Source organism: Leuconostoc sp. LN180020, from assembly GCF_014844115.1.
Lineage (GTDB): Bacteria > Bacillota > Bacilli > Lactobacillales > Lactobacillaceae > Leuconostoc > Leuconostoc citreum.
Window position 1 is genome coordinate 1,515,879 of record NZ_CP039736.1, and the last position, 26,780, is coordinate 1,542,658.

The following is a 26,780-nucleotide window of genomic DNA, read 5'->3' on the forward strand; positions in this document are numbered from 1 at the left end:
ATGTCTCAATAATAAGTATATTGTGACTGTTTTATAATTTTCATTTACTTTTATTCGCTGAATACTTCACAGCGCAACGACATCAAAAAAACCAATTGTGAAACGTTAACCATTTCCATAGACAGTGTGAAATAATGGGCCTTATAATATACAAATCTTAATATTAGGTCTAGGGGAAAATATGAATTACAAAAATGGTGAACTCATTCGTAAAACAAGGCAAAAGCGTGGCATGTCTCAAGCCAAGCTTGGTGCGCTAATCGGATCACAGTCAATGGTTTCCAGAATAGAAAACAATCAAACTGACCCAAGTGATCAAACTGTTTTAATGCTTTGTGATGCATTAATGATTACATTTGAAGAATACTTTTATAGTATTTTTGATAAAAAGCAATCCAAGCTATCTGCCTTAGCAAACCAGTTAGAAATAATTGATCACAACAACGATGGTGTCATGCTCGATAAATTATACGTGTTAACCCAGTCACAGTCACGTAGCCAACCTGATAGCTTGCTTAATCGCCACTTATTCTTGATGACAAAAGCAACAAAGTACCATCTAAAAAAACAGCTAGCGCCTCATGCGATACAAGATGAATTAGTCGACTATTTTTTTGACATAGAAAACTGGCAGTATTACGATATCCTATTGTTTAGCCGTATTGTATACATGGTACCAGTTAACCGACTTTCACCATACATTAAAGATATACTAAACCAATACAGACAGCATGAACTATCTACACACTCAGAACGCACATTAAAAAAAGTAATTAATAACTTATTAGAAGCTAGCGTTGTTCAAAATAATTATACTTTCACACAACATCTTATTAATCAACTCAAAAGCATGGCTATATTAACAGATGATTTAGCATTACAGACATGGTTGTTATTTTGGCAAGGGGTTATTTTAAGTGATAACACATTAATTGCTAATGCCTATCAAGTCACCTCGATTTTGCATCAAAAAAGCATGTTAAAACGTTTCAACAAGTTTATACCGTAGATAATGATGAAAAAAAAGCCTATGCTCAACCGCATTGGCTTTTTTGTGAATGACTTAATCGCTTATTACTTAATAAAGTGCTGAGCAAAATCAGCAAATTGGTTCCCTGCGTTGGCAAGAAACGCTTTCGTATCAGCATTACTAATCTGGCCTGTTTCATCAGCAAGATTAGCAACATTACCTATATAGAGTTCTGGTTGTTGCATCGTTGGCATATCCAAGAAAACTAATGATTGACGCAAGATATGATGCGCTAAGACACCAGAGATACCAGAAATAGATTGTGAGGCCACCAAAGCTGGCTTGCCTTGCCAAACGTTTTGTCCCCAAGGCCTTGAAGCAACATCTAAAGCATTTTTTAATGCAGCAGAAATACTACGATTGTGCTCTGGCGTGACAAAAATAAATGCATCTTGTGCTGCCACTGTTGCTCTAAATTGCGTGTAAACTTCTGGTGATTCTTCATCAAAATCTTGATTATAAAGTGGCAACTCTGCAATGTTCAAGAAAGTTACCTCCGCTTCTTCAGGCAATCCAGCAACAATAGCTTCAGCGACGCCATGAGAATATGAATTCTTACGCGTCGATCCAACAACAACACCAAACTTGGTCATACAATTAATTCTTCTTTTCACTTACTATTTGTTAGTATACGCCTAAAAATTAAAAGTTGCAACTCTCTTTCACATAACCATGAAAAAACGATATAACCGTAAGATTATATCGTCAAAAGTCAAATATTAATTAATGTAAATAATGAATCAAAATGCCGCCAAATATCAAAACAAGCGCACCACCCATCCGATTACCCATTTGTGCAAAGGCAATCATTTCCATACGATTTGACGCAGATAGTACGGCAACATTACCTGTGCCACCCATACTATTATCACTCATACCTGCAGCAATAGCTGACTCAACAGGATATAGCCCAAATAATTTACCAATAAAAGCACTAGCAATGCCCATGACAACTACGCTTGTTAAGGTCAAAATAACGAACTTCCAAGTCAAAGATTGCGCCAAGACATGTAAGTTAATCAGTGCTAAACCGATACCGGCCAACACAGCATGTGTTAAATTACCCATAATTACTTTATTAAACATAACCACAGATTCCTCTAATTGCTTAGGAACCCAATTAAACGCCTTAAATATAATTACTAAAATAATAATAAAAGCATAAGTGTGTACTTTAGGTACAAAATAATTCAATATTGTTCCCAAAAGGAAAAACGTAAATGCAATCATCATACCGACGCCGATTTGCGTTGCGTCTAACGTGCGTAGTGGTTTGGTTTTTTCATCTTCGCTAATTGGGAGTAACACACCATGTCCATCATACTTAGTGTTGGCACCAACTTTTGCAATCAATGCAGCACCAATTACCGCCAGCACATTGCCTAACGTAATTGCTGGAATAATTTCAGAGAACATTGTGCCAGAACTAACACCCAAGCCTTGTGCGTAGATATGAGAAAGTGGCACAGCGCCCGCTCCTATACCGCCTGCCATCATCGGCATCGAAATAAACATGACTGCATGGCCAAAACCAACACCCAAAATCATGCCCACCAGTCCGACAGAAAAGAAACCAATAATCATTGCTGCCAAAGATACCGGTATAAAGCGCACAGCGGCCTTTAAAAGCAAATTCCGATTCATACCTAATATTGACCCTACAATAAGTGCAGCGATATAGAAATCCAACAACCCGTTATCATTCATAAACGTTTTTGTTGCATTAACGATTGGTGCAGAAATGATTCCGGACGTTGCTAGTGCAGCCGAAGCAAAAATCGTAAATACTGATCCACCACCAAGATATGACTTGACAATTGGTAACCTATTGCCAATATAAAAGAATAGATGGCCAAACAACACTAACATCAACGTCAGTCCCAACATATTTAAAGGCAATTTATTCAGAGCAATTGTTGCAGCTAAAACGACCATCATGGCAACATAAAGTGGTAGACTCACACCACTAATTTTTGTGCCCCAAAATTTTTGAGATATCATAAATTATATTCCTATTAGTATTCTGCTGACCACTTGGCATCTTGCACAGCCTTTTTTGCATCAGTTATAGCTTCACGGTTTAGCTTTTGGTCCAAAACGCTTTGCGCTGTTACTTCAGCAATTTTCTGTGAGAATGTCGTTAAATGAGAGACCGGTGGTAAGACTGCTGCACCAGGCTCTTCAGAATCTACCAAGCCACCTAATGCATGAATTGCAGCTGAAATTGTTTCCTGTGTTAACAACTTTGCTGTCGACGCTACCAAACCAAAACCAAGTCCTGGATAAATCAAAGCATTGTTCCCTTGACCAATTTTATAGGTCACACCCTGGTAGTCAACATCTGCTGCCGGTATTCCAGTTGAAACCAACGCCTTTCCGTCGGTCCATTTGATCAAATCTTCAGCTTTGGCTTCGGCCAACTTTGTAGGATTTGATAGTGGGAAAATAATTGGACGTTCAGTATGTGCGGCCATCTCTTTCACAATTTCTTCAGTAAACGTTCCCGGCTGTGTTGATGTACCAATCAAAACTGTTGGATGCAGTGCCTTTACAACGGCTGATAATGACGTCAATGTTTCGGCATCAGCAAACTCATCACGTGAACGTGTGAAAGGTATTTGTGCAGCTGTTAAATCTGGTGTGTCATTAAATAACAAACCTTGCTTATCAACAAGATAAAAATGTTGGCGTGCTTCATCTGCTGTCAAACCAGCTTGTTGCAACTCTGCAAATATTTGATTGACAATACCCATACCAGCGGTTCCAGCACCAAAAGTTACAAATGTTTGGTCAACTAACTTTTCTTTTGAAATATTCAAAGCGCCAAAAATACCTGCTAAAACAATCATACCTGTACCTTGAATATCATCGTTAAACGTTGCAATTTGGTCCTTATACTTATCTAGAATCACTTGCGCATTGCCTCGACCAAAATCTTCCCAGTGTAGCAATGATTCAGGGAACAATGATTGCTCAGCTTGTACAAACTGGTCAATAAATGCCAAATAAGAATCCCCTTCAATACGTGTATGCCGATTACCAAGGTAACGAGGATCTTCCAAAAGTGCTTGATTGTTAGTCCCTGCATCAATACTGATTGCTAATACACTGGCTGGGTCAATGCCTGCAGCAGCTGTATAAACCATTAATTTACCTACTGCAATATCAACGCCATTGACACCCCAGTCACCCATACCAAGAATACCCTCGGCATCTGTTACAACCACCAGCTTGATATCACGTCCTGCAGCAGCATTAACCAAGGATTGTTTAATATCTTCTGGTCGATCAACTGATAAGAATGCAGCATTTTGTGGATTAGTAAAAATATCATTATATTTTTCAATTGATTCTGCCACAACCGGGTCATAAACAATCGGCATAAATTCTGATACGTGCTGGTCCATGAGGTGATAAAACAAAGTCACATTTTCATTAAAAAGATTCATCAAAAAAATACGCTTTTCTAAAGGAGCATCCTTTGATTGAAACTGATGATATGCTTGATCAGCCTGTTCATCAATTGTTTGCACACGACTTGGCAAAGCACCTGTCAAACCGAGCGCTTCACGTTCTTCTATTGTGAAGCCTGTCCCTTTATTCAAAAATGGGTTACGTAATACATCATATCCTGTCATCGTCATTGCCTTATTTCCTCCAAATATTATGTTTATTGATTAATAACAGCCTTGACTATACACGGCTATTTAGTTTATAGTCAAATGAGTAACATGTCATAACTAAAAGTTATAGCATTAGCCTAAAGTGTTGATAATAAAGGATAAAAACATGCAAGTCAATGACTTAATGTACTACAATGCATTATACAGAGAAAAAAATTTTACAAAAGTTGCTAAAATTTTTGGTATCAGTCAGCCCTCCATTAGTAGTGCTATAAAACGACTAGAAAATTTTTTTCAGATTAAATTAGTTATTCGTGGTAATGCCCAATCCGAGTTAAAATTTACCGCTGCTGGTGAACAATTACACGAGCATAGTTTATCGATTTTAAACGAAATTGATAGTGCCAAACACGAATTAGATCATTTGCGTTCACATACCACGACAATAGGCCTACCACCAATTATCAAAAATGCCTACTTTGCTAAAATCGCGATGGCTACTAAAGAATTCGATCGTCAATTTAACATTAGTCACATGAATATTTACGAAGCTGGATCCAATAGTTTAAAGCAATCTCTGATTGATGGCGACATCGATATTGCCCTGTTGGGTTCCTTAGGTGATGCCGTCGATGATAAATTACAAATTTTTCCTTTTGCCAAAACTACATTCTATGTTTATATGTCTGCTAAAAATCCATTAGCCAAAAATCCTGGTCTATATTTTGAAGCACTAAAAGAGCAGCTATTTATTTCCTTGGATAGTAGTTTTATTCATGAGCAAGCTATTAAACTTTTATCTAGAAAAGCCGGATATCGACCTAAGACTTTTATGAAAACAAGTGATGTTTATTTTCTAATGAGTCTAGTTGCTGAAAACCTTGGCATTGCCATCCTTACCAATATTGTCAAATCCAATCACGACGATATTATCATGGTGCCTTTACTTGATTCATCACAACCAACATTCAATGTGAATGTAGCATTCAGGAAAAATCATGTATTAACAACTGAAGAACGTATGTTAATGAATATCTTATCCCAACAACTATAGCCGAAATGGCCATTGCCTATTTTTTGCTGGTTTCTACTTTAAAATCAGTTATAATTGAACAAGCATCATCATACTAAATTCACAAAGGACATCGCATAATTATGTCAAGTGTCATCAGAAAAATCGCCACCGATAAAACATTTTTAATTACCCTATTCCTAGCAATTATTGCTTTTATTTTCGGGCACGTCACTGTTGAAGATATTGATCTCAAAACAATTTTATCGCTACTATCGCTTATCATCATCGTTTCAGTATATGAGCAATTACATGTGTTAAAGTATATCGCCAATACAGTTGTCATCAAATGTCGATCGACTCGTGACATCATACGCGTCATGCTTTTATTTTCATTTGTCGGTTCTATGCTGTTCACTAACGATGTGGCCATTCTGACATTGGTACCTATTTTTTTTAAAATTAGTCAGCAAGTGGCCATCAAAAAAATTGTTCCAATTAGTCTACTGACAATCTATGCTAATCTTGGAAGTGCGCTGACACCTTTTGGTAATCCGCAAAACCTGTACCTTGTTTCTTTTTATCATTTAAGCTTACCAACATTTTTGGGCATGTCTATCCCTTTGGGTTTAATTGGACTGATTAGTCTCTTTGCTGTGAGTTTTCTATTTCCAGCCAAACCTATTGATAATATCTCAACTGATCCTGTGTCACTAGACCATCAGAAGGTATGGTGGTTAATACTTGCAACAGTGATTGTCTTATTAGGAATTTTGTCTTTTATTGCGATTTGGTGGTCCTTATTAGCAAGTGTATTAAGTGCCTTCTTGCTTGATAAACAAGTATTCCAACAAGTTGATTATGGGATTATTTTAACTTTCATCAATTTCTTTATTATTGTCGGTGCTGTTAGCAGAATCGATATTATCCATCAGCTCCTAGTAGCGACAACCCAAACACAATTTCATGCATTTTTTGCAGCAATTATATCAAGCCAATTCGTCAGTAATGTACCTGCTGCTGTGCTGTTATCCAAGTTTACAGATCATTTTTATGGTATTTATTTAGGGGTTACAGTTGGTGGTCTAGGCACACTCATTGCCTCCTTAGCTAACCTGCTCGCCTTGCGTCAATATAATATTTTTTCGCAAGACAGAACATCTGTCACTTTCTTTAAGACTTTTACTTGGCTGAATTTAATTTATTTAATTATTTTTGTTATTATTGGCAGTTTAATTTTATTCATCTAAATAAAGCAGTGCCAGCAATTTTTTTATTGCTGGCACTGCTTTTTATTTATGATATGATGCGTGCTGTTTATTGCACTAAGTTTTGTTTAGACTGATTAAACCACATATACTGCCCATAGAAAGCATTAATTAACATGATAACTTGCAATACTAGCATTGAGGTTGCGCCGGCTGAGCCATCCATACTTAACGCTCTCGCCCAGATAATAACATTAATAATATCAAGAGTTATCCAAGCAATCCATTGTGAGCGATAGCCATAAGTCATTAAAATTTGTCCGACAAGACCCAGTGGCAATAACGTTGCATCTAAATAAATTTGCGAACCATGAAGTGAGTGACTAACAAATAAAACTACGCCATATATAATAATCGTCATCGCAAAATAAGCCATTCCCTTTTGAAAAGAGAGTTTTTTTGACTCAACGACATGACGGCTACTTTGATTTTGATGCCAAACTGAAATACCGATAAACTGCATTACAAAGTAAAACGATTGCGAGGCAATATCACCAATCAAGTGGTTATTTAATGCTACAATTAGCCAAACGACGGTGCTTAACATACCCCAACTATAATTAGTTAGGCGACCTTGGTCGACCAAAATTAAATTAATAACTGTTGAAATACCTGTGATCAGGCTAATCCAACCAATTGGTGAAAAATTATCACCAAATATAAATGCCACAACCGTTGCCAATAGCATAACGCCCATCAATAACCTTGAAGTTTTAGTTAACGCCTGTATGTCGGTTAAATTTGCTTTGAGGCTGAAAGTGTATTGTAGCTGTTTGGGTAACAATATCATGCCTGTTTTAAAATGATTCCATTTTTGTGCTACGGTACCTGTTAATGTGTTCATTGACTTTTATCTCCTATTGTTTTTTAGTAGCCGTGTTCGGAAGCAACGCTACGTGAATTTGTCAATTTAATGATAGTTTAACTAACTTTATGGCGGTTTATTTATGCGCATCATCTGTACTCACTTCTATAATTTGTGATTATCTACACGTAATCACTGATGATAATTATAACGCATATACGCATTAAAAGTTACCTTTTTAATTTATACTATGGTAAATAACTAAAAAAGCACCTGTCTGATTGTATTCAAACACGTCCTTTGATTATTGTTTCAAAATTGCCTGCACTTCTTGCTTAAGCATTGGCAATACTTCTTGCTCAAACCACGGATTCTTCTTCAACCAAATATTGTTCCTTGGTGATGGATGGACAATCGGAAAATACTTTGGTAAATAATGCTGATAATTTTTAATAGTCGCTGTTATCGTTTCTTTGTTTGTCAAATTCAAATAATAACGCTGTGCATAAGCCCCAATCAAAATAATCAACTTGACATTTGGCATTTCAGCGAGTAATTTAGGGTGCCATTTTTCAGCAACACCCTTTCGAGGTGCCTTATCACCCGAAGCGGCTTTTCCCGGATAGTAAAAATCCATGGGAATAACACCAATTTTACCAGACTGATAAAATACTGTCTCCGACACACCCAACCAATCGCGTAAACGATCACCCGACGCATCATGCCACATAATACCAGTCTCTTGAACACGCTTACTTGGTGCTTGCCCAATAATCAATATTTCTGCCGTTCTCGGTGCAGCGTATATAGGCAGCCATCCCTTTGCTTTATATACCTTATTGTCCTCATCATTTGCAATTTCTTCAAATAATGACATATCAATTGCCCCCAAACTTATATCTTTCCTAAGTATATCACATTCAAATCACGCAACAGAAGCTCAGTGTCCCAAAGTCCAGCCACCATCAATGGGTATTACAGTGCCGTTGATGTAATCAGCTTGTTGACTAGTCAGATACAAAGATAATTGCGCAACTTCATCAGGATTAGCCCAACGTTTGGCAGGTGTTTGCGCAGCCACCTGTTTTGCCATCTCAGCGTCACCTGCAAAATCTGCTGCATTCATCGGCGTTTTAATCGCACCTGGTGCAATAGCATTAACATGTAAGCCTTTTGCAGCATAATCAAAAGCTAATTGTTTCGTATAACCCACAATTGCATGTTTAGCTGAAGTATAAGCTACACCACCACCACCGGCAGAAAAACCGGCAATGGAAGCCATATTAATAATATGACCGTAGCCTCGAGATAGCATTGCTGGCAAAACAGCATTTGTCAGAATAAACATTGGGGTCAAATTAATGTCAAGCACATGCTGCCAGTCATCCAGCGTGGTGTCTAAGGATGTCTTGTAATCATCTAATACACCAGCTGTATTCAATAATATGTCAAAAGATACCGATTGTGTTAGTGTTTCAAGCCATACCTTAAGTTGTTTATGTTGACTAATATCCAATTTAAATGTTTTCAAATTAATGTGTTGATAAGCAATGTCTTGCCTGTCTACAGCATAAACTATCGCGCCCGCCGCCAGATATGCCTCTAATTGCGAAAAACCGATGCCTGAAGCAGCACCGGTTAATAAGATATTTTTATTACTATAATCTTGCGTCATCGTTATCTTTCCAAATTAATAATCTTGCTCAGTGCATAAACCACAATACCACCAATAATTAATGATACAACTTCGCCCGGTACTAAACTAACGTAATAAGCTCCCCATTGTGCCAACAACCCACCCTTAGCACCTGATGGTGAGGCACCATGTGCACCAATATTAAATGCAAAGGTAAATTCTGCTGCAAGTATCGCCATCCCAAGTGTTGCCACCACAAATGTACTAATCAATATCTTAATGATTGGTTGCGTCACACGGCGTGTCAACAAGTAAGTGATACCAGTCATAATTACTGTGCCTAAAGTACCGAAAATCCAATCAATCCAGCCTAGCGGTGATACCAGGTTAGCAATCAAAACACCAATACCCAATGAGATAATATATCTTTTATTCCAAGCAGCTAAATGATTTAGCCCCTCAGAAACACGTAATTGTACTGGTCCGAAAGCTATGGGTTGAATCACAAAAGTGATTGCCGCATATATGGCAGCGACAATCGCAACTAACGTGATGTTTCTAGCCTTGTTTGGTGATGTCGGTAAATTATTATTCTCCATAAAAAATCTCCTAGTTTTGATAAGCGGGATGGTTGATGAACCGCTATTTATTAGCATAGCATAGCACAATAAAAAAAGCCACGTTATACGTGACTTCTTGCACTATTATTAGTTGTTACCATCATCCATAAAATCTTTAAGTTGCTTTGAACGGCTAGGATGGCGCAACTTACGCAACGCTTTTGCTTCAATTTGGCGAATGCGTTCACGTGTCACACCAAAGACGCGACCAACTTCTTCTAAGGTACGTGTTCTACCATCTTCTAAACCAAAACGTAAGCGCAAAACATTTTCTTCTCGATCAGTCAATGTTTCAAGTACAGACTCAAGTTGATCTCGTAACATTTCGTACGCTGCAGAATCAGCAGGTGAAATAGCTTCGTTATCTTCAATAAAGTCACCCAAATGCGAATCATCTTCTTCCCCAATTGGTGTCTCTAGGGATACTGGTTCTTGCGCAATTTTCAAGATTTCACGCACCTTATCTGGTGTCAAATCCATTTCCGCCCCTATTTCTTCAGGCAAAGGTTCACGGCCTAAGTCTTGTAAGAGTTGACGTTGGATACGGATTAACTTATTGATTGTCTCGACCATATGAACAGGGATACGAATTGTTCGAGCTTGGTCAGCGATTGCGCGTGTAATCGCCTGACGAATCCACCAAGTTGCATAAGTTGAGAATTTGAATCCTTTGGTATAATCAAATTTATCCACGGCTTTCATCAAGCCCATATTACCTTCTTGAATCAAATCGAGGAACTGCATGCCACGGCCCACGTAACGTTTAGCGATAGACACAACCAAACGCAAATTAGCCTCAGCCAATTCTTGTTTAGCTTCAACATCCCCATCTTCGATACGCTTAGCAATATTTATTTCTTCGTCACCTTTTAGTAGATTAACGCGCCCAATTTCTTTCAAATACATGCGAACTGGGTCGTTAATTTTAATGCCTGCTGGTGTTTCTTCAGCTTGCGCTAACTCTTCTTTAGAAGGCTTATTTTGCTTAGCCTGAAGAACTTCCGGCGCTGGTTCACCTTTTTCATCAACAATAGCAACACCGGCGTCTTCAACTTTTTCCATCAAACGTTCAATATTTTCACCATCAAGATTAAATGGTTCTGCCAAACGCTTTGAAAGAATCGCATAAGTCACTTCCTTAGCTGGCTTATATTCTGTAATCAAAGCTTTAACAGCTTTATCGTACTCAGGATTTTTGATAATACCAGACTTTTTAGCTGCCTTGGGCTTGGAAGCTTTACCGGCGGCTGCTGCTTCTTCCGGTGTTTTCCCTTGCGCAAGCGCAAGCAATTCAGCTTTTTTAGCACGGCTGTTATATGAGATGTTCTGTGAATCCAAATATGCTTTGATATCTGAAATCTTGCTTGAAGCTAAAATTGTTGCCATTAATATCTCTCCTCAATAAAAGTCGTTTCTCAAATACGACTACTTGTTTCGCTGTTTTTTTATGTTAATTAATTCAGTGGTTAACTGTAATAATTTATTATCATCATGTTGCTGTTTGGCAACATCAATGGCTTGTTGTAGTGTTTTAATTTGTGCTTCAACTGGTGCGTCGTGCATAATAATGCGTAAATAATCGGATATAGCCCCAGGCTCTACTGCCAAATCGCCAAAAGTACGATCAATTGCCAAAATACGCTGATTCAACTCAGGCTTCTGAATAAAATCCATAAACTGTGCCAAATCGAAATGAGCCTGTTGCTTTTGATAGATGGCAATTAACATCATTAATAATTGATACTCTGGATGAACAAATGCAAAGCCAGTGGTGTCGCTGACCTGTTCTAATACTTGCGGTGACTTAATCATCGCCATAATTAATGCTCTTTCAGCTTGTTCAATTTGGTTAGTACTTTGCTGATTACTGCTAAAGGCCGCCTCATCCCCAGTCAATGGTGGCTCTTCCATATCCGTTATTTGTGGCGACTGCTGATGAAAATGTTGTGATGTCCTATTGACAGTTTCTTTTGACTGCCGCTTTGGCGTTTGTTTTAACTGTTCAATCAGTGCTTGTTTGGATGTACCAAATTCATTAGCAATGCGGGTTAGCTGCATATCTTGCTCAACAGGCGTCGCCTGCTGAAGAATTGTCATCACTTCACCTAAGAAAGCCAAATATTGCGTTTGATTACTCAGATTCTTATTGTATCTAGCTGATTGAATCAAGAAAGCAATCGGCGTCTGAATGTTTTGGTCTAAAGCTTGCTTTAAAACCTCTTTGCCCTTTTGCACACGTACTTCATCAGGATCAAGGTCATCTGGCAAATGCACAATGCCAATATCAACGTCTTGTTTTTGCGCCTGTATGAGATGAATTGACCGTTTGGCAGCATTTTGACCTGCTTCATCACCATCATATACTAACAAAATACGTTTAGCTAATCGCGTCAGTTGTCTCACATGGTCTTGGGTCAACGCTGTGCCCATCGTTGCAACTGCTGCCGGTCTACCAGCTATTTCCGAAGATATGACATCCATAAACCCTTCGAAAATCATTGCTGTACCAGTTTTACGAATGTCACCTTTAGCCAAATCAAAGTTATAAAGTATTTGACCTTTATTGAAAAAAGGGCTTTCAGGACTATTCATATATTTAATACTATTTTTTGAATCCAGTGTCCTACCGGAAAAGCCGACAACTTGACCATTCGTAGATCGTATGGGCCAAACAACACGTCCGGCAAAACGATCTCGCAAGCGGCCCTCATCATTGCTCAAAAACAAGTCAGACGCTAGCATAATTTCACGTGAAATATTTTGGGTCTCAGCATATTGCAACAACACATTATCATCAGGTACAAAACCAATGCCAAATTGTTTAATTGTTTCATCAGTCAATTGTCGCTTATCGTGTAAATAATGTAGCGCCGTTTCGCCTGACGTTGTATGCTGTAAAATATGTTGATACAATCGCTGTGCTGCAGCCTGCAAGTCAAAGATAGCTTGTGTTTTTGGGTCAATTCTTGGTGTGGCGTCCGCCACAAATTGACTGTCAACTTGCATATCAACTGACTCAGCCAATGATATGATTGCTTCAGGGTAGCTCATACCCTCTTTTTCCATCACAAATGAAAAAACCGAGCCTGATCGTCCACAAGAAAAGCAATTAAAAACTTGCTTATTTTCTTCCACGAATAATGAAGGATGACGGTCATCATGGAATGGACAGGAACCAGTCCACTGTCGGCCACGCTTTACTAACTGTGTGTATTGACCGATGACATCAACAATGTTGACTTTCTGACGCACTTCTGCAATGAATGATTCTGGAATACGATTCGCCATAAATCACCTTTCAACAACAAAAGTCGCAAATAGCAATTTGCGACACTACAATCGAACTGTATTACATTATACGTTAAGAAATAACAATTTGTCAAGAGGTTGAATTGCCCGATAAACCTTGACACATCAACATTTTCGTTTTAGACTTGCCAGATTATGTCAACCTGTACTAAACAGGCAGATGTCAACCTCAAGCCGAAAATTAAAAGTAATTTTTGATGTTATATTGATAAAATCCAGCCTTAAAACCGCATTAAATCACCGTTAAAACAGAATATTACATTTTCTTTACAATTTCCTGTTTTTGGCAGAGTTTTCATGATTTTCAACACGTTTTTTCTTTTTGATGCCTTTCTTTCGATTTTTAGGATTATTTTCTAACATTTTGGGTAACCATCATCTTAATTTTTTGATAGTGTCGTCAAATATATTATTGTTTAGCAACGACAAATAAGCCGCCCTCTTCTAAGCGGCTTATTAGCGCATTGTGAGCTTTTTAACTCACTTGCTTACGTTTAGTCCTTTTGGTTGCCATATTAAATTTAAACTGCGGAGAATGCCAATCTAGGACACCCATCGGCTTATTGTTGATTTCTTTTGTGACGGCATTCAAACGCACTTGTAATTCATGACCAAAAGCTGTTCCTTTTGGATAGTATTCCCTAATGCGTGAATTACGTTCTTCATTTGACCCACGCTGCCAAGGAGCAAAGGCATCGGTAAAATAGATTTTTTTGTTGTGGGCATGAGTAATGTTCATCACATTACCCCCATTAGTAAACTCATTTCCTCGGTCAAACGTACAACTTTTAACTTGCTTATCATAAAACCGAAAAAAGAAATCCATCGCTTCGTTGATAGATTTGTTGGTTTTACTTCTTGCCTTGACTGCAACTAAATAACGCGTCTTGCGTTCTAGGAAGGTCAACAATATGGCATCACTACCTCGTGGTCCTTCAACCCCGTCAACTTCCCAGTGACCAAACTCTTGTCGTTCTTCAACTTTTTTAGGCCTTAATGATATGTGATGAATCGCAAAAACACCACGGTCCGTCTTAACCCCGTGGTATTTTTTCTTTTTGATCCGATAAGTTTTGGGTCGATAGCGTAAGTAACCATCTTTAGCATAGTTATACAAGGTATTGGTTGCATAAGGCACCTTAGTCCCCTTTGAAATTTGTTCTAATGACCAACGCTTTTTAAGATAGGTATTAATGACTTTTTGCCAATGGCGTGTCAATTTCACTTTTTGTCTGGAAGCAATTGACCGTCGTTTAATTGCTTTACCATCTGCGATATCGGCGTCATAGGCAAACACCTTCGTATGGTTTGTCACATCTTGACGCATGGTATTTCTGTGTATCTCGTTATGTATCGTTGAAATTGAGCGGTTTAGCTGTTTGGCAATAAAGGCGTATGTATGTCCAGCTGCTCTCAAAGCCTCAATTTGCTGCCTTTCTGCGTACTGCATATGAATATACTTTTTCCCCATTGTGTCCTTATTCTCCTCTAATTAGTTAAATGATAATTGAACAGCAACGATGTATATGTTTAAATCATATAGGCGAACATATTAGCATTCATATACATCACTATATACGTAATATATTAGATGTACACTTTTTTCATCTTATATAATGATAGGATAAATATATTCGCCTTGATATACATAATATATTTACCAATATGATTTCAACTCCGTGATTTCCATCCGTTAAATACTTTGATAGACACACAAAAAGCCATCAATAGATGGCTATATTTTGCAGTGAGTCTTTGGAATCTGCCTGACTCACTGCTTAACTTAGGAAAAATGTTATGAAAAGCCATGCAACAACAGTAAAGTGTATGAAGTGAGATATGATAATTTCTTACAGGTTAACTGTAATAATGCTGAAAGCAAACTACTGATATTGCATGTCAAGACCTCTTCTGAACCTCTTAAATATACCACTTTGTGAAGAACAAAACAAGGTGTATTGTTCATTATTTTATTGATTGATAAGGACAAAACAAAAAAACAATGCCCCAAGGCACTGTTAAATATTGTTATTTGTGGAACCACTTCTTGATTGGCTTGCGGAATCCAAAGGCTGTGCCTGCTAGTGCAATCGCTGCAATAGCACCATATAACCAACCCTTTGGCGCTTCACCATAACTTGTATTAGGTGTTGATGGTGTATCGGGCTTTGGCGTATCAGGCGTGATTGGATTCTTGACTGTTTCAGTATCAAAATCCTGACCAAAGTCATTTTGAACCGCAGTGTTTGTTACCGTCCCTGTGGCATCTTTTTTAACCACTGGATTAAACGTGATGGTCAATTCATGACCTGCATGATTAGTCAAAAAGTCCTGCACGTTCTTTGCTTTCAAAGTCCACTTACCGTTCTTGATATCCCAATCTTGTTGGAGTTCATCCATCACTGACTTTTGTGTTTTGGCATCAATGACAGTGAAGTCTTTTTTAGTTTGATCAGTAATATCAAGCTTAGTCTCATCATAATCATCCATGAATGACAAGCCCTTAGCTAAAGTATCCTTATCCACGTCAATGGCTTCTAGGCCTTTCAAGTCCCACGTCAACTTATATTTCAAAGTTTGACCTGGCTTAACATTTTGACCGTTGTTGTCCTTACCACTATCATCCGTTTCTGATTTGTGTGGCTCTGGTGTTGTGTAAAGCTCACTTAGCTTATAAGTTGCTTTTTTGGGTGTCGGCTTAACAGGTGGAATTGGCGCCGTATTGAAAGGCATTGTGGTTGATGATGTCCACCAAGTTGTTGGATTACTATCAGCTCGCTGTGATATTGTTTCGGCACTCAGACTAATAGTACTTGTTCCAGATTTAAGTTTGTAAACACCTGTTCCATACCATCTATATTGCGATGATCCAGTATCCCATATGTCGTTGGCCCATTTTTGCCCATTATTAAAAGGTGACTGGAACACACTACCGTCTGCGTTAAACCAACTATTCATATCTGCATAGTCAAAGCCATCTTTCTGAGCTTTAATGGTACCACCGTTAATTGGAACTAGCGTACCAGCATTAGCTTTGCTTTTTTCGATGTGCAATGAATCCGACTTACCATTATTACTCAAGTAACCGGTATTCAATGAACCGACACTAATATAGGCATTATTATCATCAAATATAACTTTTGAACCATCAGCGTAGTAATAAGTACGATCATCTGTAATCGTACGTTTGGCACCATTAGTTTTATCAACAGCACCATTATACCAAACTCCTAACGAAGGGTCTGAAGCTACCATTAGGTCAATATTACCGTCATCAGTATTATTATCATTGTTAGTAACCACTTGAACCATTTTGGTAATTTTGCGACCTTTATAACTTGCATTTTGCAAATTTTCATGGGTCGTTGTAAAACTTTTACCTTTTTTTAGTTGAACATGATACCAAGATGAGGACACACCATTAGCATTTTTATTAGATGAATCGTCTTTATTATCATAGCGATAAACGAGTGTCGCCTTATTCCCAACATCGTTAGTTTTACCATCATAATAATGACCATCTGTAGACTTTAAGGAAGAAGACATTTTGACATTGTCTTCTGCTTGTAGCAATAGCTGTTGAAGGACAGTTTCAGATGGATGACCATCTTTATCTTTATTTTCTTCCTCCTGTTTATCAAAAGCCGCTTTGTTCTTTTCGTATTGCGCTTCTTTTTTGTTGTAGCCATCGTCTTGTGCTTTTTGTGCCTTAGTAGCTGCCTCAAGGGAAGATATTTGTGACTTGTAACTCTCAGAAATCTTACTCTTGGCTAAGGCGACTTCACTTGATTTAACGGTTTGTGTATCGGTCTTTTCTTGCGTTAAGTCCACACCGGCGGCTTTGGCATCAGCGATAGATTTTTGCAAATCCGCATCATCAATTTTTACTTTCGTCCCAATTGTAGATACCTTAACAGGCGTTGGTGTATCTGTGGCATGGGCAATGATTGGTGAAGCCATTGGAATCATAATCGTGGCAATGGCTGCCCCTTCAAAAATATGATGGCGCAATTTGTGCTTAATGTTATGTGACATAACAAATATTCTCTCTTCCGATTTTTGGAGGGGGTCGTAAATCCCGACCCCCTTTATAGGTTTTATTGCATTTGTTGCTTTAAACTGCTGTCCAGGGAATTAATTGATTGTTGACCAACTAATTCACCAGTCAGTACGATTCGCTTTTTAGCGGTGAAATTTGTGTAGTGACTCGCTTTAACCTGCTGCCAAAATTCTTGATCTTCCAAACAAGCAACCAATTTAACCTTTGGTTTGCCTGTGTTCTCAATAGATAATTCTTGATTTATCGCGCCCACAGCGATACCATAATCCAATTTGGTCGCTTTATAACGATAAACTGTATGACCATCAGAGAGATAAATATCTTTCCCTATGATGGTTTTTTCAGTCATGTTTTGTAAGGCACTAAACTTGGTAGGATGGTATGGCCACACGGCATTATAATCACCCATATTGTGAGCAAATATTGGCACTAATCTAGTTCCAAACTTTAGGTTGGGTGCATTCATGCCCGCACCAATGGCTAAGACGTGGTTACTAGTGCCTTCATAGATTGGCTCACTAATGCTAAAACTTGGCACAGCCACATGTCCACGTAGGATTTCAGCTTGATTGCTTTGGGCTAGTTTCAACATATCTTCCTTGCTAGATAAACCGCCAGTCCCTGAGTAATCAGGTTTGACACTTTTCTGTGCCGCCACTTGTTTGACTTGACTTGCTTTGACAACAGGTTGTTTTTTTGCTTGAGCAACAGCCTTATGACTAGCTTTTTGAACCTTCTGCGTTGTTTGCCACTGCGTATGGTTACCGTAAATCACAGCGCCAGTGACAATTAAGATGCCAAACATGGCTAATAACAGTGTTTTTAGAATTGGATGGTGCCTTTTCAAACGATGGTAATTTGGACGTCTCGGTTGCGCTCTCTTTCGACGGCTCTTGACTTGTTCAATGTTGATTGCCATAGTTCACCGCCTAATTGTCAAACGGGACAACATAATCGTAGCCATCATGATGCACTGTGATGGTTTTGTCTTGTACCGAAACGACTTTAGCGGTGACTGTTTGACCATTGATTGTGGCATCTACGTCTTCACCGACATGATAGCGATCAGCTAAAGTAGAAGAAGTGTTAGCTTGTGAGCTTGATGAGTTTGATTGACTACTTGAAGCACTTACCTTTGAAGAAGAACCAGCTTCAGATGATTCGGGTGCTAAGGTTACGGTTGCGTTGCCTTCGTTGTGACCACTCACAGAGACTGCTTTTGATGATTGTGCAGTGGCATCGGTTTTGTGTTGTGCCATCGCATAACCACCAAAGCCCGCACTACCAATAGCCAGAACAGCCAAGAAACCAATCGCCGATGATTGCCAAGCACTTGTTTTCTTTTGTTCAACTTGAGGCTGCTTTATTTGCGCTGCTAACAAAGTCATCAATTGTTGGTTAGTTTCATCATGTGATGTTGTCTTGGGGGCATTTTGAAGCATTTGCAGTTGTTGACGAAGTTGGGAAACCTCATCACTATTGACAGCATCTTTACCTTTTAATTGTTGCTCGAGGTTCAGATTAGTTTGCTTCAAAATCTGGACTTGTTGCTCAAGTTCACTGAGGTTACCAGCATGCGTTTTAGCACTTTCTAACTCAGTGGCACTGATCATCGCTTTTTCATGCTCTGATTGATATTGTGCTCGCTTGTTACTGATGTCTTCTTCCAGCTTTTGATGCATGTCTAGCAAGGATTGTGTGTTCTGAGCTAATAAGTCATCACGCAAAGCTTTAAGACTGGTTAGCGTCTCTGTTTGCGCTTGTGACGTCACTTCTGAGACCTGGTCGTCTACTGTGGCTTGAAGATTACTTTGCAAGTCTTTAGAACGTTCTATAAACCAGTTATCCAGCTCTTGGTTAACAGATACTTTCAAAGCCTCTAAGTCGCTTACAAAGTCACTCTTGAGCGTTTTGAGTGTATTATCATGACGCGCATTCTCATCTTCCACAGCAGTGCGATAACCTGCTTCACGAGCTTGATGTGCTTGCGCATAACGGGTTTCAAACTCAGTTGCCCGTTCTTCTTTCATTTGTGCATCAACCGTCTCAGAAACATTAGTATCACGTAACTGTTCAACTGCTGCCTTCGTCTTTGCTTGTTGTTGCTTCAACAAGTCGGACATCGCTTTGCGTATCTTTTGCGTGTAAATGTTGCTGGTATAATTCAGAAAGTCATTTACTTTGGCTTTGTCTGCGTTCAAACGACTAACCACGTAATCGGGGTGTTCCGCAGGCAAATCAGCTTTGACATCACTCATTTCAAAAGCATTTGGTGCCAGGTTGACACGATCAATTAACTTCTGTGTGGGATCACTTTCGGTCATGATACCCTCTGCGTTGTCTTGAGTCGGAACAACAGCTTGAACAGTTGGCTTCACTGTTTCGTCACGCGAAGGCTGCTTTGGCTGGTCAACTATCTTAGGAATATCAGGTACAGTCTTTACGACCTTTTCCTGTGATCGGTCACTAGTTTCATTGTCAACAGCTTGAACTACTGGTGGCTTGACTTCAATCGTTGTGCGTTGGAACTTATTAGGCTCAACTGTTAGGACTTCACCAGTTTCGCGCGCTTGTCTAAACTGTTCCTCAGAAGGTAACGCTGGCAAATCATCTGATGATAGACTACCATCAGCAAGCACGGCATCCACCAGCGGTTGTAAGGCTTCAACAATAATGTCATAAGTCATATCTTCATCTTGACGAATTTCTGTGTCATTAAAAATATGATCAGCGGTACTAACAACAATGTTTTCAAACCCTGCTGTTAATGTCGCTCTTTCCCAACTTAATCCGGTTGGCTCAGCACGACCTTTTTCGTTAGTGATAAAGTAGACGACATTGCCTAAACGAACATCATGATCACCTGCGCGAACCACATCATTGACCAAACCAGCAGCGAATTGTTGTAGCCCTGACAGTGATACATTCGGCCAGCTTTCACTTACCCCACTTTTTTCTGCCAGGTCTTTAATCACCTCATCATTGAGATCAATTTCAGTTTGTTCAACGCGGGCAAAAAATGGATCACCAATACTAGTTTGTTTTTTCTTCCGAAACATATCTTATTCCCCCGTTCAGAATGGCCAGTTGATGACGTTTCCGCCACCAGCGATTGTAGCTGTTTGCCAAATCCATGTCAGCAATAGTCCAGTTAAGGCGCCACCACCAATACCGAACATGGCGTGCATTAGCTTGCTGTTACTCTTTTGCGCCATCTGTTCATTACCAGTAGCACGCATGATGAAACCAATCAATAAGCAAATAGCGCCCACAACGATCAACACAATATAAAGAATTGTGATGACCTTTGAACCACTCGTTTTGGCAGCATCACCAATGTCCGCTGAGGCAACAGTCGGTAGCCACATTGGTAATGAAGCAACCAATCCCGCTAATGTTTGTTGTAAGCGTGAAATCGGATGACGCTCCCATAGAAACTTGTTATGTGCATTTGACTTTTTCATTCAAAAAGTCCTCCTTTTTCTTTGTTGTGTTATCAACACACGCACAGAATAACAAGAATCAAAAAATTGTCATAAAGGTAAATGGTTTTTCCTGAGGCAAACAAAAAAGCCCATCCAACGGGATGAGCTTTAGTTAATTTACAAAAAATAATTCAACGACACTCAATCCAAAAAAGTTTGAGTGTCGTTATTAACAGCTAAGGCTTGGTCGTTATTAAGTCTTGTAATGTTAATTCCGGTTTCATTTTCATATTTATTAATTTTATCTTTTATTGTAGGATCGCGGGTTAGCATTTCTTTAAAGTGTGGATACACATGAATATCTGTTAAATTAAGGCCATCTAAATTCGAGTCATTAAACTGATTATCTTCTGGATAAAGGTACTGCATCAGAGCTATGGAAGGGCCTAAAATAATTGAACCAGCACTTAAACCGAATATAAGTTCTCCATTTTGGTTTATTCTCTTCAAAATCTGATCAGCACCACTTTTTTTGATGTAGTGCAAAAGGTAAAATGGATAGCCCCCATTCAGAAAAATTAGGTCGTAATCAAAGAGTTTGTTAGCATCTTCAAATTCCACATCTAAGAAATCTACTTGCTGTATATTCATGCTGAGGAGATCTCTTTTTATTTGTTGCATCTGAGGGTGCTTTTCTTTTTCTTTTGGCCAAGATGTGGAAATAATACAAGCCTTTGTTATTTTATTCTCTTGAATCATTTTTTGAGCAACATTTATAATTTTTGGTGTTGAAAATCCAAAAGCAGTAAGTAACAATTTATTCATTGTTAATAAAATCTTTTTTCTTTAAAATGTTAATTTATATAAGATATATTAGAATATTATTATAGCACAAATTAAAATTTATAATTTATCAAACATTTGTGAATAAGAATTTTGAAAATGAGCTTTATAATCTAATCAAAAAATGTTGATTTTTTATTTTATGCTACAACACACTGCTGTCACTATGTAATTGATAAGTTCCGATGCGGTCTAGTTGTGTCACAAGATTTGTTTTAGGATTGTAGCTGACATTATAGACAAAACGTGTGGTGGCATCTGCCGAGTCCTTGAGGTGGCTTTTAACAAAGACAATCACCTTCCCCTTCACTGCTTTGGCACTTGCTGAGGTGGGTAAGAAGTCCATGTGACCATAGGTCATCACCACACCTGTCTGTGTAATCATTTTATCAGGATCAGCCTTGAAGTCTAAACTATTTTTGACGACATCCTGAGTCACATAAGGTGTCATCTGTTTGGCTTTGGCATCAAATTCCTTTTGAGAGACAATTGTCCAATCGAGAGTAAATAGTTTATCTAGCAAGGCAGAGGCTGCCGACACATTAGGTTGCTTTGAATCCAGTATCGTGCCGACCTTTGATTTCTTGTTGATGAGTTTGCTTTGTTGCACGGCCAGTTCATTTGAGGCACTTTGATGCGTTTTAACAGCGGCTTGAGTAGCTAACCAAAGGCCCAGTCCAGCAGCCACCATCAACACTGGAATAGCCAACAATAAGGCTATTTTTTTATTTATTTTTGTCATGGTTATTTCCCTCCTGAGGTATCTTTTACAGCACCCGTTTGGAGTTCTGTAATTTTGCCATTCTCAATGTGCATCAATAGTGTTGTGCTGGTTTCCTCTTTGCCTAAATTGTATTTAACCGTCCCAAATCCTAGACCTGAGCCATCGGCTGCATTGGAATAGACAATATCATTGCTTTCTAAATGAAAAGTTGGCACACCTTCATCCACATCACCACCAAACGTTGCCCCTAGAAAAGCTGACACAACGTCATCGGTTGCTACACTGCTTTTAGCATCTGACTTATTTAACTTTGGTAAGATGGCAAACATTTCATTGAGAAAAGTATTGCCAATTTTTTGAATGTTTTGCGTATCTCGAATATCAGCGGTTTTAACCTTATCAAGTTGTTTAGCTTGAACACTATACTGACTTGACTTAGCTTTTGTTGCCTTGATTTCTTGATGCACGATAGTCACACTCTTGACCGTGCGTTGATAGCTAAGTCCTTGTTGGACTAAAAACAGGCAAGCAAGCGTTAACACAAACGCGTAGACCCATTTTAAATTGAATTTTGTCATGGTTAATCTCCCGCGACCACTTTGGCAATTGTTTCGTTGTTGTTTGAACCGGTACTGTCAATCACTTGATTACTTTTTAAAGCAATAACTGTGGGTACTTGTGTCACGCCGTACTTAGCAAGATATGCTTGTGCATCAGACTTCTTGACGTTGATGACAACATAATCAATTGTCTTTTGATGTGTCTTGATCGTCTTTTTAATCGTGCTACGCGCTTTCTTACAGTCAGGGCAACCAGGCTTATGGAAGATTAAGACTGTTTTTTGCTTGCTACTGGCATCTAACTGGTCAATCTTGTCAGCGAAGTTCTTGGTATCTGGATAACCATTCACTTCCGTGTTGTAATAATAAGTCCCACCAATTGCAGTCAATGTCGCAATGACGGCTAAAGAGAACACTGCAATCTTCCATTTCTTTAATTTATTCATATTTGAATACTCCTATTTATCTGTTTTGTCTGTACTAGAATCAAATGGCCCACTAGGAATAACAACGTTAGTGCCTGCCTTTGCAGGTAGCTTGAGATAAAGCCCAGGTGATTTGAGTCCTTTACTTTGAGGCGCCCAATTATATTGATCTTTTGTTTGTACGGCGAAGTGAACGTGAATACCTGTTGCTTCACCAGTTTGTCCTTCATGACTAATGTGTTGACCAGCAGAAACCTTATCACCTGTATTGACAACAATGGCTGACTGAGTTGGTGCGTGACCATAATAGGTAAACACCCCGTCAGTGCCTTTAATCACTAGCCAATTACCCCCAACTGAATCAAAACTTTTGGCTACTACCGTGCCATCATGAACAGCGTACACATTACTTTCACCACCAGTCATAGTGTGGTTGACGGTTTGAAAATCGACACCATAATGTTCTGCGCCTGTTAGGCCTGCATAGTTTGGATAGCCACCTGTTATGTTGTACTTTCCTTTAACTGGTAAGTCGTCTGTGTTGGTATCCAAGCCTGTGTCACATGAGGCATCAGACATAGCACTTGAATTGGCATCATCTGAGGTATCGCTTGAACCAGAATCGTTGTTGCCGCCATCAAAGACATCAATATCACCTGCATAATCAAGTTTGAAAACCTTTTTGACTTCTTCGGCAGTTTTTGCGGTGTCGGCGACTTTTCGTTGTGGATCATTTTCTCCGACCCCTTCAAACTTTGTATCCCAAGCCACCATTGAGCTGTTAATGTTGTTAGCGGCCGCTAAGCCAATTAGAGTTGCTTTATGACTACTATGCAATTCATTGATTGCCAGTTGAACTTGTGCTTGCACTGTATCAGCCGTGTCACCAAACCGATTACCGTTGATACCACCAGCACCCCACTGCCAAATGCCTTTTACAGAGCCAGCAGGATTGACGGCTTTCGGATTAAAGCCACTTTCTCTAAGACCAATCGCAATTGCAGCAGCGATATTATCGCCTGACATTTTAATTTCTTTATGAAAACGGTCATTTGCATGTTGTATGGCTTTGTGCGTTGCTGAGTTGGGATCTTTCCAATCGCCACCGATTGAAGTGCCACCATCATCAATTGTTGTATCATCATTCCAACAATTGGCATTCTGAGTTGAAAAGACCATGACGCACATTAAAGCAATAACTGATATTGACAGAATAGCTGTGGTAATAATGCCGATGATGACATACAAACGGCGCTTCTTATCTTGCATCCAACGTTCTAACATGGTCTAACCTCCGATTAAAAGGCTGAGGCCTTTGAGAATAAAAACAAAAACAAAACCACCAATGACATACCAAATAATTTTGTTATCCACTGGTTGAGGCTTTTGACCTTTGTCATAGTTTTCAACGATTTGTTGCGCCTCTTGCTTCATTTTTTCACGGTTATCACGCGCCTTCTTTAATGGATGTGGCAATTTCATCTTACAGTCCTCCACCAAACAAATTAATTTCTGAGTCATTAAGATCAACGTGCATAAACGTAGATTGCTTACCCACCAAGTTCATTAAGAAATCACCTTGATCTAATCCTTGTAGCGCTTGTAGTTGACCATCAGTGATATTAGTTTCACTCACCACACTACGTAAACGAGTTGTATCCGTTTTTGATAGACGTCCAATCGTTTGCTTTGGGAATCGGCCGAAGAAGGAAGATGCGGCACGACTAGCCTCAGTGTCTGATGCATTACCTGTTGGCACAACATTTTTGAGTCCTGGGAAGATAGCAAACATCCCGAAGAAATCTTTACCGTGTTGCGCCATCATGTTGTCACCGAAGGTAATGCCTAATGAATGTTTAGCATTGAAAATATCATCCGCTTCATCCTGTATCCACCAGAAATATTTTGGTGGATTACCATTGTTGTTGGCCTGAGTTGAGACTTCACCACGTTTAATGCGCTCACGTTGCTTAGTTCCATTAATCGTGATGTAGCTTTCCATCAAAGACAAAATGGTAAAGTATTGGGCGTTGTAGAGATCATCTTCTAATCTTGAAAGACCACTCGTATCAAAACGAATCAAACGCTCACCAGACAGATCAGGCATGGTCGTTACACCATTCACCATGTCGCCATGGTTTTGTATTAAGCTGCTAATTGTCGATAAGATGTTATCCAAACGTTCTACGGCAGGCTGTGTCATGTTGCGCGTCAGCATGCTACGGGTTTCTAGGAAGGTTTGAAAATCTTCGAGAATTGGATAGTCTTCATTTCGTAGCCCAATCACGCGTAGATCTTGTGGGTTATCTTTTGGTGATAATGACCACATACGACGTTCAACGTAGAAATCAGTGATCAGGTTACCCAACATTTCTAATTCTTTTTTATTTGCTTGCGGGTTAAGCGTAGCGTAATAAGTAATCACCTTTGTGCGGTGTTGGTTGAAGCTAGCAATGACATCAACATTACCATTGGCATCTAAGACTGTCCCAAACACTTGCATCAAATTGATAATGTTTTGACTGCCATCAAGTGTCAAAGTGACACCATAATAATAATTGACGAGATCACGCCATTCATTAGCCTTATCAAATACCCAAACTGTATCACCACGAGAAACTAATGGACCCAAGTTCTTTTTGGCAAACGAGCTTTTACCTGAGCGCTCACCACCCACAACTAGGTTATAAGCGGTTAACTGCGTACGGTGGTCGTTGTAGCTGGGATCATACATAACCTCACCACGTTGCATCGTCAAACCCATGTATGAACCACGAGGATGTGCGATAAAGGTTTGGTTGAAAGCATAAGAACCAGCTAACGCATAGGCTTTCATTGGAAATCCTTTGTCCTTAATCGTTTGATTTTCAATAGACATGGCGGGCATAAAAAACTGTTGGAAGTGTGTCAATTGCTCAGAAGGATAGACTTTCATGCGGTAGTTAGAAAGCTGTTGTTGAATTTCTTTAACACGATGACGTAATTCTTCTGGAGAAACATCTGATACCAATAACCTAACGTAGACACGTTTGTAAATTTCACGACCATTGCGGGCTTCATTCAAATCTTGTAGCGTAATGTCAGCATCTTGTTCGGCTTCCAACGCATCACCTTGTGAGGTCACCTCACTGCGGGCCTTACTACGCAACGTGTTAGTAGCTGTTTCAAGTGCTTTTTGCACTTCAAACTTGTTTTCAGTCCCAATCTTAATGTCTACAATGGTGTTCTTGTGATTAATGAGTTCCTTAAACCAGCCTTGTAATTGTTCATTTTTGGGATAGTCGTAGACGTTAATAATGGCACTACTTGCCATACCATCATCAAAGTAGGTGGTGTGAAATTCAATGCCACTAGGGTTTTGAACTTCTTCAATAAGTTCTAAATTATAGCCGCGTACTTTTAGAGCGGAACGTTTTGCTGTATTTAAACTTGTGCGCATG

The 26,780-nt window shown here is 39.1% G+C and carries 24 protein-coding genes; 3 read left to right on the forward strand and 21 right to left on the reverse strand.

Annotated features, from left to right (window positions below):
• Positions 1-181 precede the first annotated feature (181 nt).
• Complete coding sequence (locus tag FAZ25_RS07820) at positions 182-1,009, forward strand: Rgg/GadR/MutR family transcriptional regulator (RefSeq protein ID WP_004901681.1); 828 nt, start codon at positions 182-184, stop codon at positions 1,007-1,009.
• 65 nt (positions 1,010-1,074) lie between these two features.
• Here FAZ25_RS07820 and FAZ25_RS07825 read toward each other — a convergent pair whose 3' ends face one another.
• The 3 genes from FAZ25_RS07825 to FAZ25_RS07835 all read right to left on the reverse strand — a co-directional run bounded on the left by FAZ25_RS07825 (position 1,075) and on the right by FAZ25_RS07835 (position 4,674).
• Positions 1,075-1,623 carry an NADPH-dependent FMN reductase gene (locus FAZ25_RS07825; RefSeq protein WP_004905706.1) on the reverse strand — a complete coding sequence of 183 codons (549 nt, stop codon included), beginning with the start codon at positions 1,621-1,623 and terminating at the stop codon, positions 1,075-1,077.
• Positions 1,624-1,753: 130 nt separating this feature from the next.
• A complete protein-coding gene (locus FAZ25_RS07830; protein WP_004901689.1) occupies positions 1,754-3,031 on the reverse strand; it encodes a 2-hydroxycarboxylate transporter family protein in 1,278 nt (425 codons plus the stop codon).
• 14 nt (positions 3,032-3,045) lie between these two features.
• Positions 3,046-4,674, reverse strand: a complete 1,629-nt coding sequence (locus FAZ25_RS07835) for a malolactic enzyme (protein WP_192269373.1) — start codon at positions 4,672-4,674, stop codon at positions 3,046-3,048.
• Positions 4,675-4,819: 145 nt separating this feature from the next.
• On the opposite strand from FAZ25_RS07835, the gene FAZ25_RS07840 reads away from it, so the two are divergent.
• Both FAZ25_RS07840 and FAZ25_RS07845 read left to right on the forward strand, forming a co-directional pair.
• Positions 4,820-5,707, forward strand: coding sequence for a LysR family transcriptional regulator (locus FAZ25_RS07840; RefSeq protein ID WP_004905711.1), 888 nt, complete (start codon positions 4,820-4,822; stop codon positions 5,705-5,707).
• 101 nt (positions 5,708-5,808) lie between these two features.
• Positions 5,809-6,915: an SLC13 family permease gene (locus tag FAZ25_RS07845; protein ID WP_004901695.1), complete on the forward strand. Its 1,107-nt coding sequence runs from the start codon at positions 5,809-5,811 to the stop codon at positions 6,913-6,915.
• A 67-nt stretch (positions 6,916-6,982) separates the two neighbouring features.
• On the opposite strand, the gene pnuC is transcribed toward FAZ25_RS07845, so the two are convergent.
• From pnuC to FAZ25_RS07935, 18 genes are all read right to left on the reverse strand, one after another.
• Positions 6,983-7,777 carry a nicotinamide riboside transporter PnuC gene (pnuC, locus tag FAZ25_RS07850; RefSeq protein ID WP_192269376.1) on the reverse strand — a complete coding sequence of 265 codons (795 nt, stop codon included), beginning with the start codon at positions 7,775-7,777 and terminating at the stop codon, positions 6,983-6,985.
• A 265-nt stretch (positions 7,778-8,042) separates the two neighbouring features.
• Positions 8,043-8,615, reverse strand: coding sequence for a uracil-DNA glycosylase family protein (locus tag FAZ25_RS07855; protein ID WP_099045018.1), 573 nt, complete (start codon positions 8,613-8,615; stop codon positions 8,043-8,045).
• A gap of 63 nt (positions 8,616-8,678) precedes the next feature.
• A complete protein-coding gene (locus FAZ25_RS07860) occupies positions 8,679-9,413 on the reverse strand; it encodes a 3-oxoacyl-ACP reductase (protein ID WP_004901702.1) in 735 nt (244 codons plus the stop codon).
• Positions 9,414-9,415: 2 nt separating this feature from the next.
• Positions 9,416-9,973, reverse strand: coding sequence for a QueT transporter family protein (locus FAZ25_RS07865; RefSeq protein WP_192269379.1), 558 nt, complete (start codon positions 9,971-9,973; stop codon positions 9,416-9,418).
• A gap of 108 nt (positions 9,974-10,081) precedes the next feature.
• Complete coding sequence (gene rpoD, locus FAZ25_RS07870; protein ID WP_004905722.1) at positions 10,082-11,380, reverse strand: RNA polymerase sigma factor RpoD; 1,299 nt, start codon at positions 11,378-11,380, stop codon at positions 10,082-10,084.
• Positions 11,381-11,419: 39 nt separating this feature from the next.
• Positions 11,420-13,282, reverse strand: a complete 1,863-nt coding sequence (gene dnaG, locus FAZ25_RS07875) for a DNA primase (RefSeq protein ID WP_192269383.1) — start codon at positions 13,280-13,282, stop codon at positions 11,420-11,422.
• 496 nt (positions 13,283-13,778) lie between these two features.
• Positions 13,779-14,774, reverse strand: coding sequence for an IS30 family transposase (locus tag FAZ25_RS07880; RefSeq protein ID WP_192269385.1), 996 nt, complete (start codon positions 14,772-14,774; stop codon positions 13,779-13,781).
• A 557-nt stretch (positions 14,775-15,331) separates the two neighbouring features.
• Positions 15,332-17,338 (reverse strand): SspB-related isopeptide-forming adhesin, encoded by a 2,007-nt coding sequence (locus FAZ25_RS07885; RefSeq protein ID WP_146973057.1) that lies wholly within the window; start codon positions 17,336-17,338, stop codon positions 15,332-15,334.
• A 62-nt stretch (positions 17,339-17,400) separates the two neighbouring features.
• Positions 17,401-18,282 carry a class A sortase gene (locus tag FAZ25_RS07890; protein ID WP_146973060.1) on the reverse strand — a complete coding sequence of 294 codons (882 nt, stop codon included), beginning with the start codon at positions 18,280-18,282 and terminating at the stop codon, positions 17,401-17,403.
• Between the two features lie 10 nt (positions 18,283-18,292).
• Positions 18,293-20,422, reverse strand: coding sequence for a hypothetical protein (locus FAZ25_RS07895; RefSeq protein ID WP_192269388.1), 2,130 nt, complete (start codon positions 20,420-20,422; stop codon positions 18,293-18,295).
• Between the two features lie 15 nt (positions 20,423-20,437).
• Complete coding sequence (locus FAZ25_RS07900; protein ID WP_192269391.1) at positions 20,438-20,827, reverse strand: hypothetical protein; 390 nt, start codon at positions 20,825-20,827, stop codon at positions 20,438-20,440.
• Positions 20,828-20,989: 162 nt separating this feature from the next.
• Positions 20,990-21,613 carry a Type 1 glutamine amidotransferase-like domain-containing protein gene (locus FAZ25_RS07905; protein ID WP_004901736.1) on the reverse strand — a complete coding sequence of 208 codons (624 nt, stop codon included), beginning with the start codon at positions 21,611-21,613 and terminating at the stop codon, positions 20,990-20,992.
• A 163-nt stretch (positions 21,614-21,776) separates the two neighbouring features.
• On the reverse strand, positions 21,777-22,373 hold the full coding sequence (locus tag FAZ25_RS07910) for a hypothetical protein (RefSeq protein WP_192269394.1): 597 nt from the start codon (positions 22,371-22,373) through the stop codon (positions 21,777-21,779).
• 2 nt (positions 22,374-22,375) lie between these two features.
• Positions 22,376-22,933 (reverse strand): hypothetical protein, encoded by a 558-nt coding sequence (locus tag FAZ25_RS07915; protein ID WP_004901740.1) that lies wholly within the window; start codon positions 22,931-22,933, stop codon positions 22,376-22,378.
• A gap of 2 nt (positions 22,934-22,935) precedes the next feature.
• Positions 22,936-23,361, reverse strand: a complete 426-nt coding sequence (locus FAZ25_RS07920) for a glutaredoxin (protein ID WP_100665584.1) — start codon at positions 23,359-23,361, stop codon at positions 22,936-22,938.
• A gap of 12 nt (positions 23,362-23,373) precedes the next feature.
• Positions 23,374-24,624, reverse strand: coding sequence for a phage tail tip lysozyme (locus FAZ25_RS07925; protein WP_100665582.1), 1,251 nt, complete (start codon positions 24,622-24,624; stop codon positions 23,374-23,376).
• 3 nt (positions 24,625-24,627) lie between these two features.
• Complete coding sequence (locus tag FAZ25_RS07930; protein ID WP_004901748.1) at positions 24,628-24,822, reverse strand: hypothetical protein; 195 nt, start codon at positions 24,820-24,822, stop codon at positions 24,628-24,630.
• Position 24,823: 1 nt separating this feature from the next.
• Complete coding sequence (locus FAZ25_RS07935; RefSeq protein WP_100665580.1) at positions 24,824-26,779, reverse strand: type IV secretion system protein VirB4; 1,956 nt, start codon at positions 26,777-26,779, stop codon at positions 24,824-24,826.
• Position 26,780: the final 1 nt, after the last annotated feature.

Coding starts and splice junctions, on each gene's coding strand:
- FAZ25_RS07820 (WP_004901681.1), top strand. CDS start 182: ATGAATTACAAAAATGGTGAACTCATTCGTAAAACAAGGCAAAAGCGT.
- FAZ25_RS07825 (WP_004905706.1), bottom strand. CDS start 1,623: ATGACCAAGTTTGGTGTTGTTGTTGGATCGACGCGTAAGAATTCATAT.
- FAZ25_RS07830 (WP_004901689.1), bottom strand. CDS start 3,031: ATGATATCTCAAAAATTTTGGGGCACAAAAATTAGTGGTGTGAGTCTA.
- FAZ25_RS07835 (WP_192269373.1), bottom strand. CDS start 4,674: ATGACGATGACAGGATATGATGTATTACGTAACCCATTTTTGAATAAA.
- FAZ25_RS07840 (WP_004905711.1), top strand. CDS start 4,820: ATGCAAGTCAATGACTTAATGTACTACAATGCATTATACAGAGAAAAA.
- FAZ25_RS07845 (WP_004901695.1), top strand. CDS start 5,809: ATGTCAAGTGTCATCAGAAAAATCGCCACCGATAAAACATTTTTAATT.
- pnuC (WP_192269376.1), bottom strand. CDS start 7,777: ATGAACACATTAACAGGTACCGTAGCACAAAAATGGAATCATTTTAAA.
- FAZ25_RS07855 (WP_099045018.1), bottom strand. CDS start 8,615: ATGTCATTATTTGAAGAAATTGCAAATGATGAGGACAATAAGGTATAT.
- FAZ25_RS07860 (WP_004901702.1), bottom strand. CDS start 9,413: ATGACGCAAGATTATAGTAATAAAAATATCTTATTAACCGGTGCTGCT.
- FAZ25_RS07865 (WP_192269379.1), bottom strand. CDS start 9,973: ATGGAGAATAATAATTTACCGACATCACCAAACAAGGCTAGAAACATC.
- rpoD (WP_004905722.1), bottom strand. CDS start 11,380: ATGGCAACAATTTTAGCTTCAAGCAAGATTTCAGATATCAAAGCATAT.
- dnaG (WP_192269383.1), bottom strand. CDS start 13,282: ATGGCGAATCGTATTCCAGAATCATTCATTGCAGAAGTGCGTCAGAAA.
- FAZ25_RS07880 (WP_192269385.1), bottom strand. CDS start 14,774: ATGGGGAAAAAGTATATTCATATGCAGTACGCAGAAAGGCAGCAAATT.
- FAZ25_RS07885 (WP_146973057.1), bottom strand. CDS start 17,338: ATGTCACATAACATTAAGCACAAATTGCGCCATCATATTTTTGAAGGG.
- FAZ25_RS07890 (WP_146973060.1), bottom strand. CDS start 18,282: ATGGCAATCAACATTGAACAAGTCAAGAGCCGTCGAAAGAGAGCGCAA.
- FAZ25_RS07895 (WP_192269388.1), bottom strand. CDS start 20,422: ATGTTTCGGAAGAAAAAACAAACTAGTATTGGTGATCCATTTTTTGCC.
- FAZ25_RS07900 (WP_192269391.1), bottom strand. CDS start 20,827: ATGAAAAAGTCAAATGCACATAACAAGTTTCTATGGGAGCGTCATCCG.
- FAZ25_RS07905 (WP_004901736.1), bottom strand. CDS start 21,613: ATGAATAAATTGTTACTTACTGCTTTTGGATTTTCAACACCAAAAATT.
- FAZ25_RS07910 (WP_192269394.1), bottom strand. CDS start 22,373: ATGACAAAAATAAATAAAAAAATAGCCTTATTGTTGGCTATTCCAGTG.
- FAZ25_RS07915 (WP_004901740.1), bottom strand. CDS start 22,933: ATGACAAAATTCAATTTAAAATGGGTCTACGCGTTTGTGTTAACGCTT.
- FAZ25_RS07920 (WP_100665584.1), bottom strand. CDS start 23,361: ATGAATAAATTAAAGAAATGGAAGATTGCAGTGTTCTCTTTAGCCGTC.
- FAZ25_RS07925 (WP_100665582.1), bottom strand. CDS start 24,624: ATGTTAGAACGTTGGATGCAAGATAAGAAGCGCCGTTTGTATGTCATC.
- FAZ25_RS07930 (WP_004901748.1), bottom strand. CDS start 24,822: ATGAAATTGCCACATCCATTAAAGAAGGCGCGTGATAACCGTGAAAAA.
- FAZ25_RS07935 (WP_100665580.1), bottom strand. CDS start 26,779: ATGCGCACAAGTTTAAATACAGCAAAACGTTCCGCTCTAAAAGTACGC.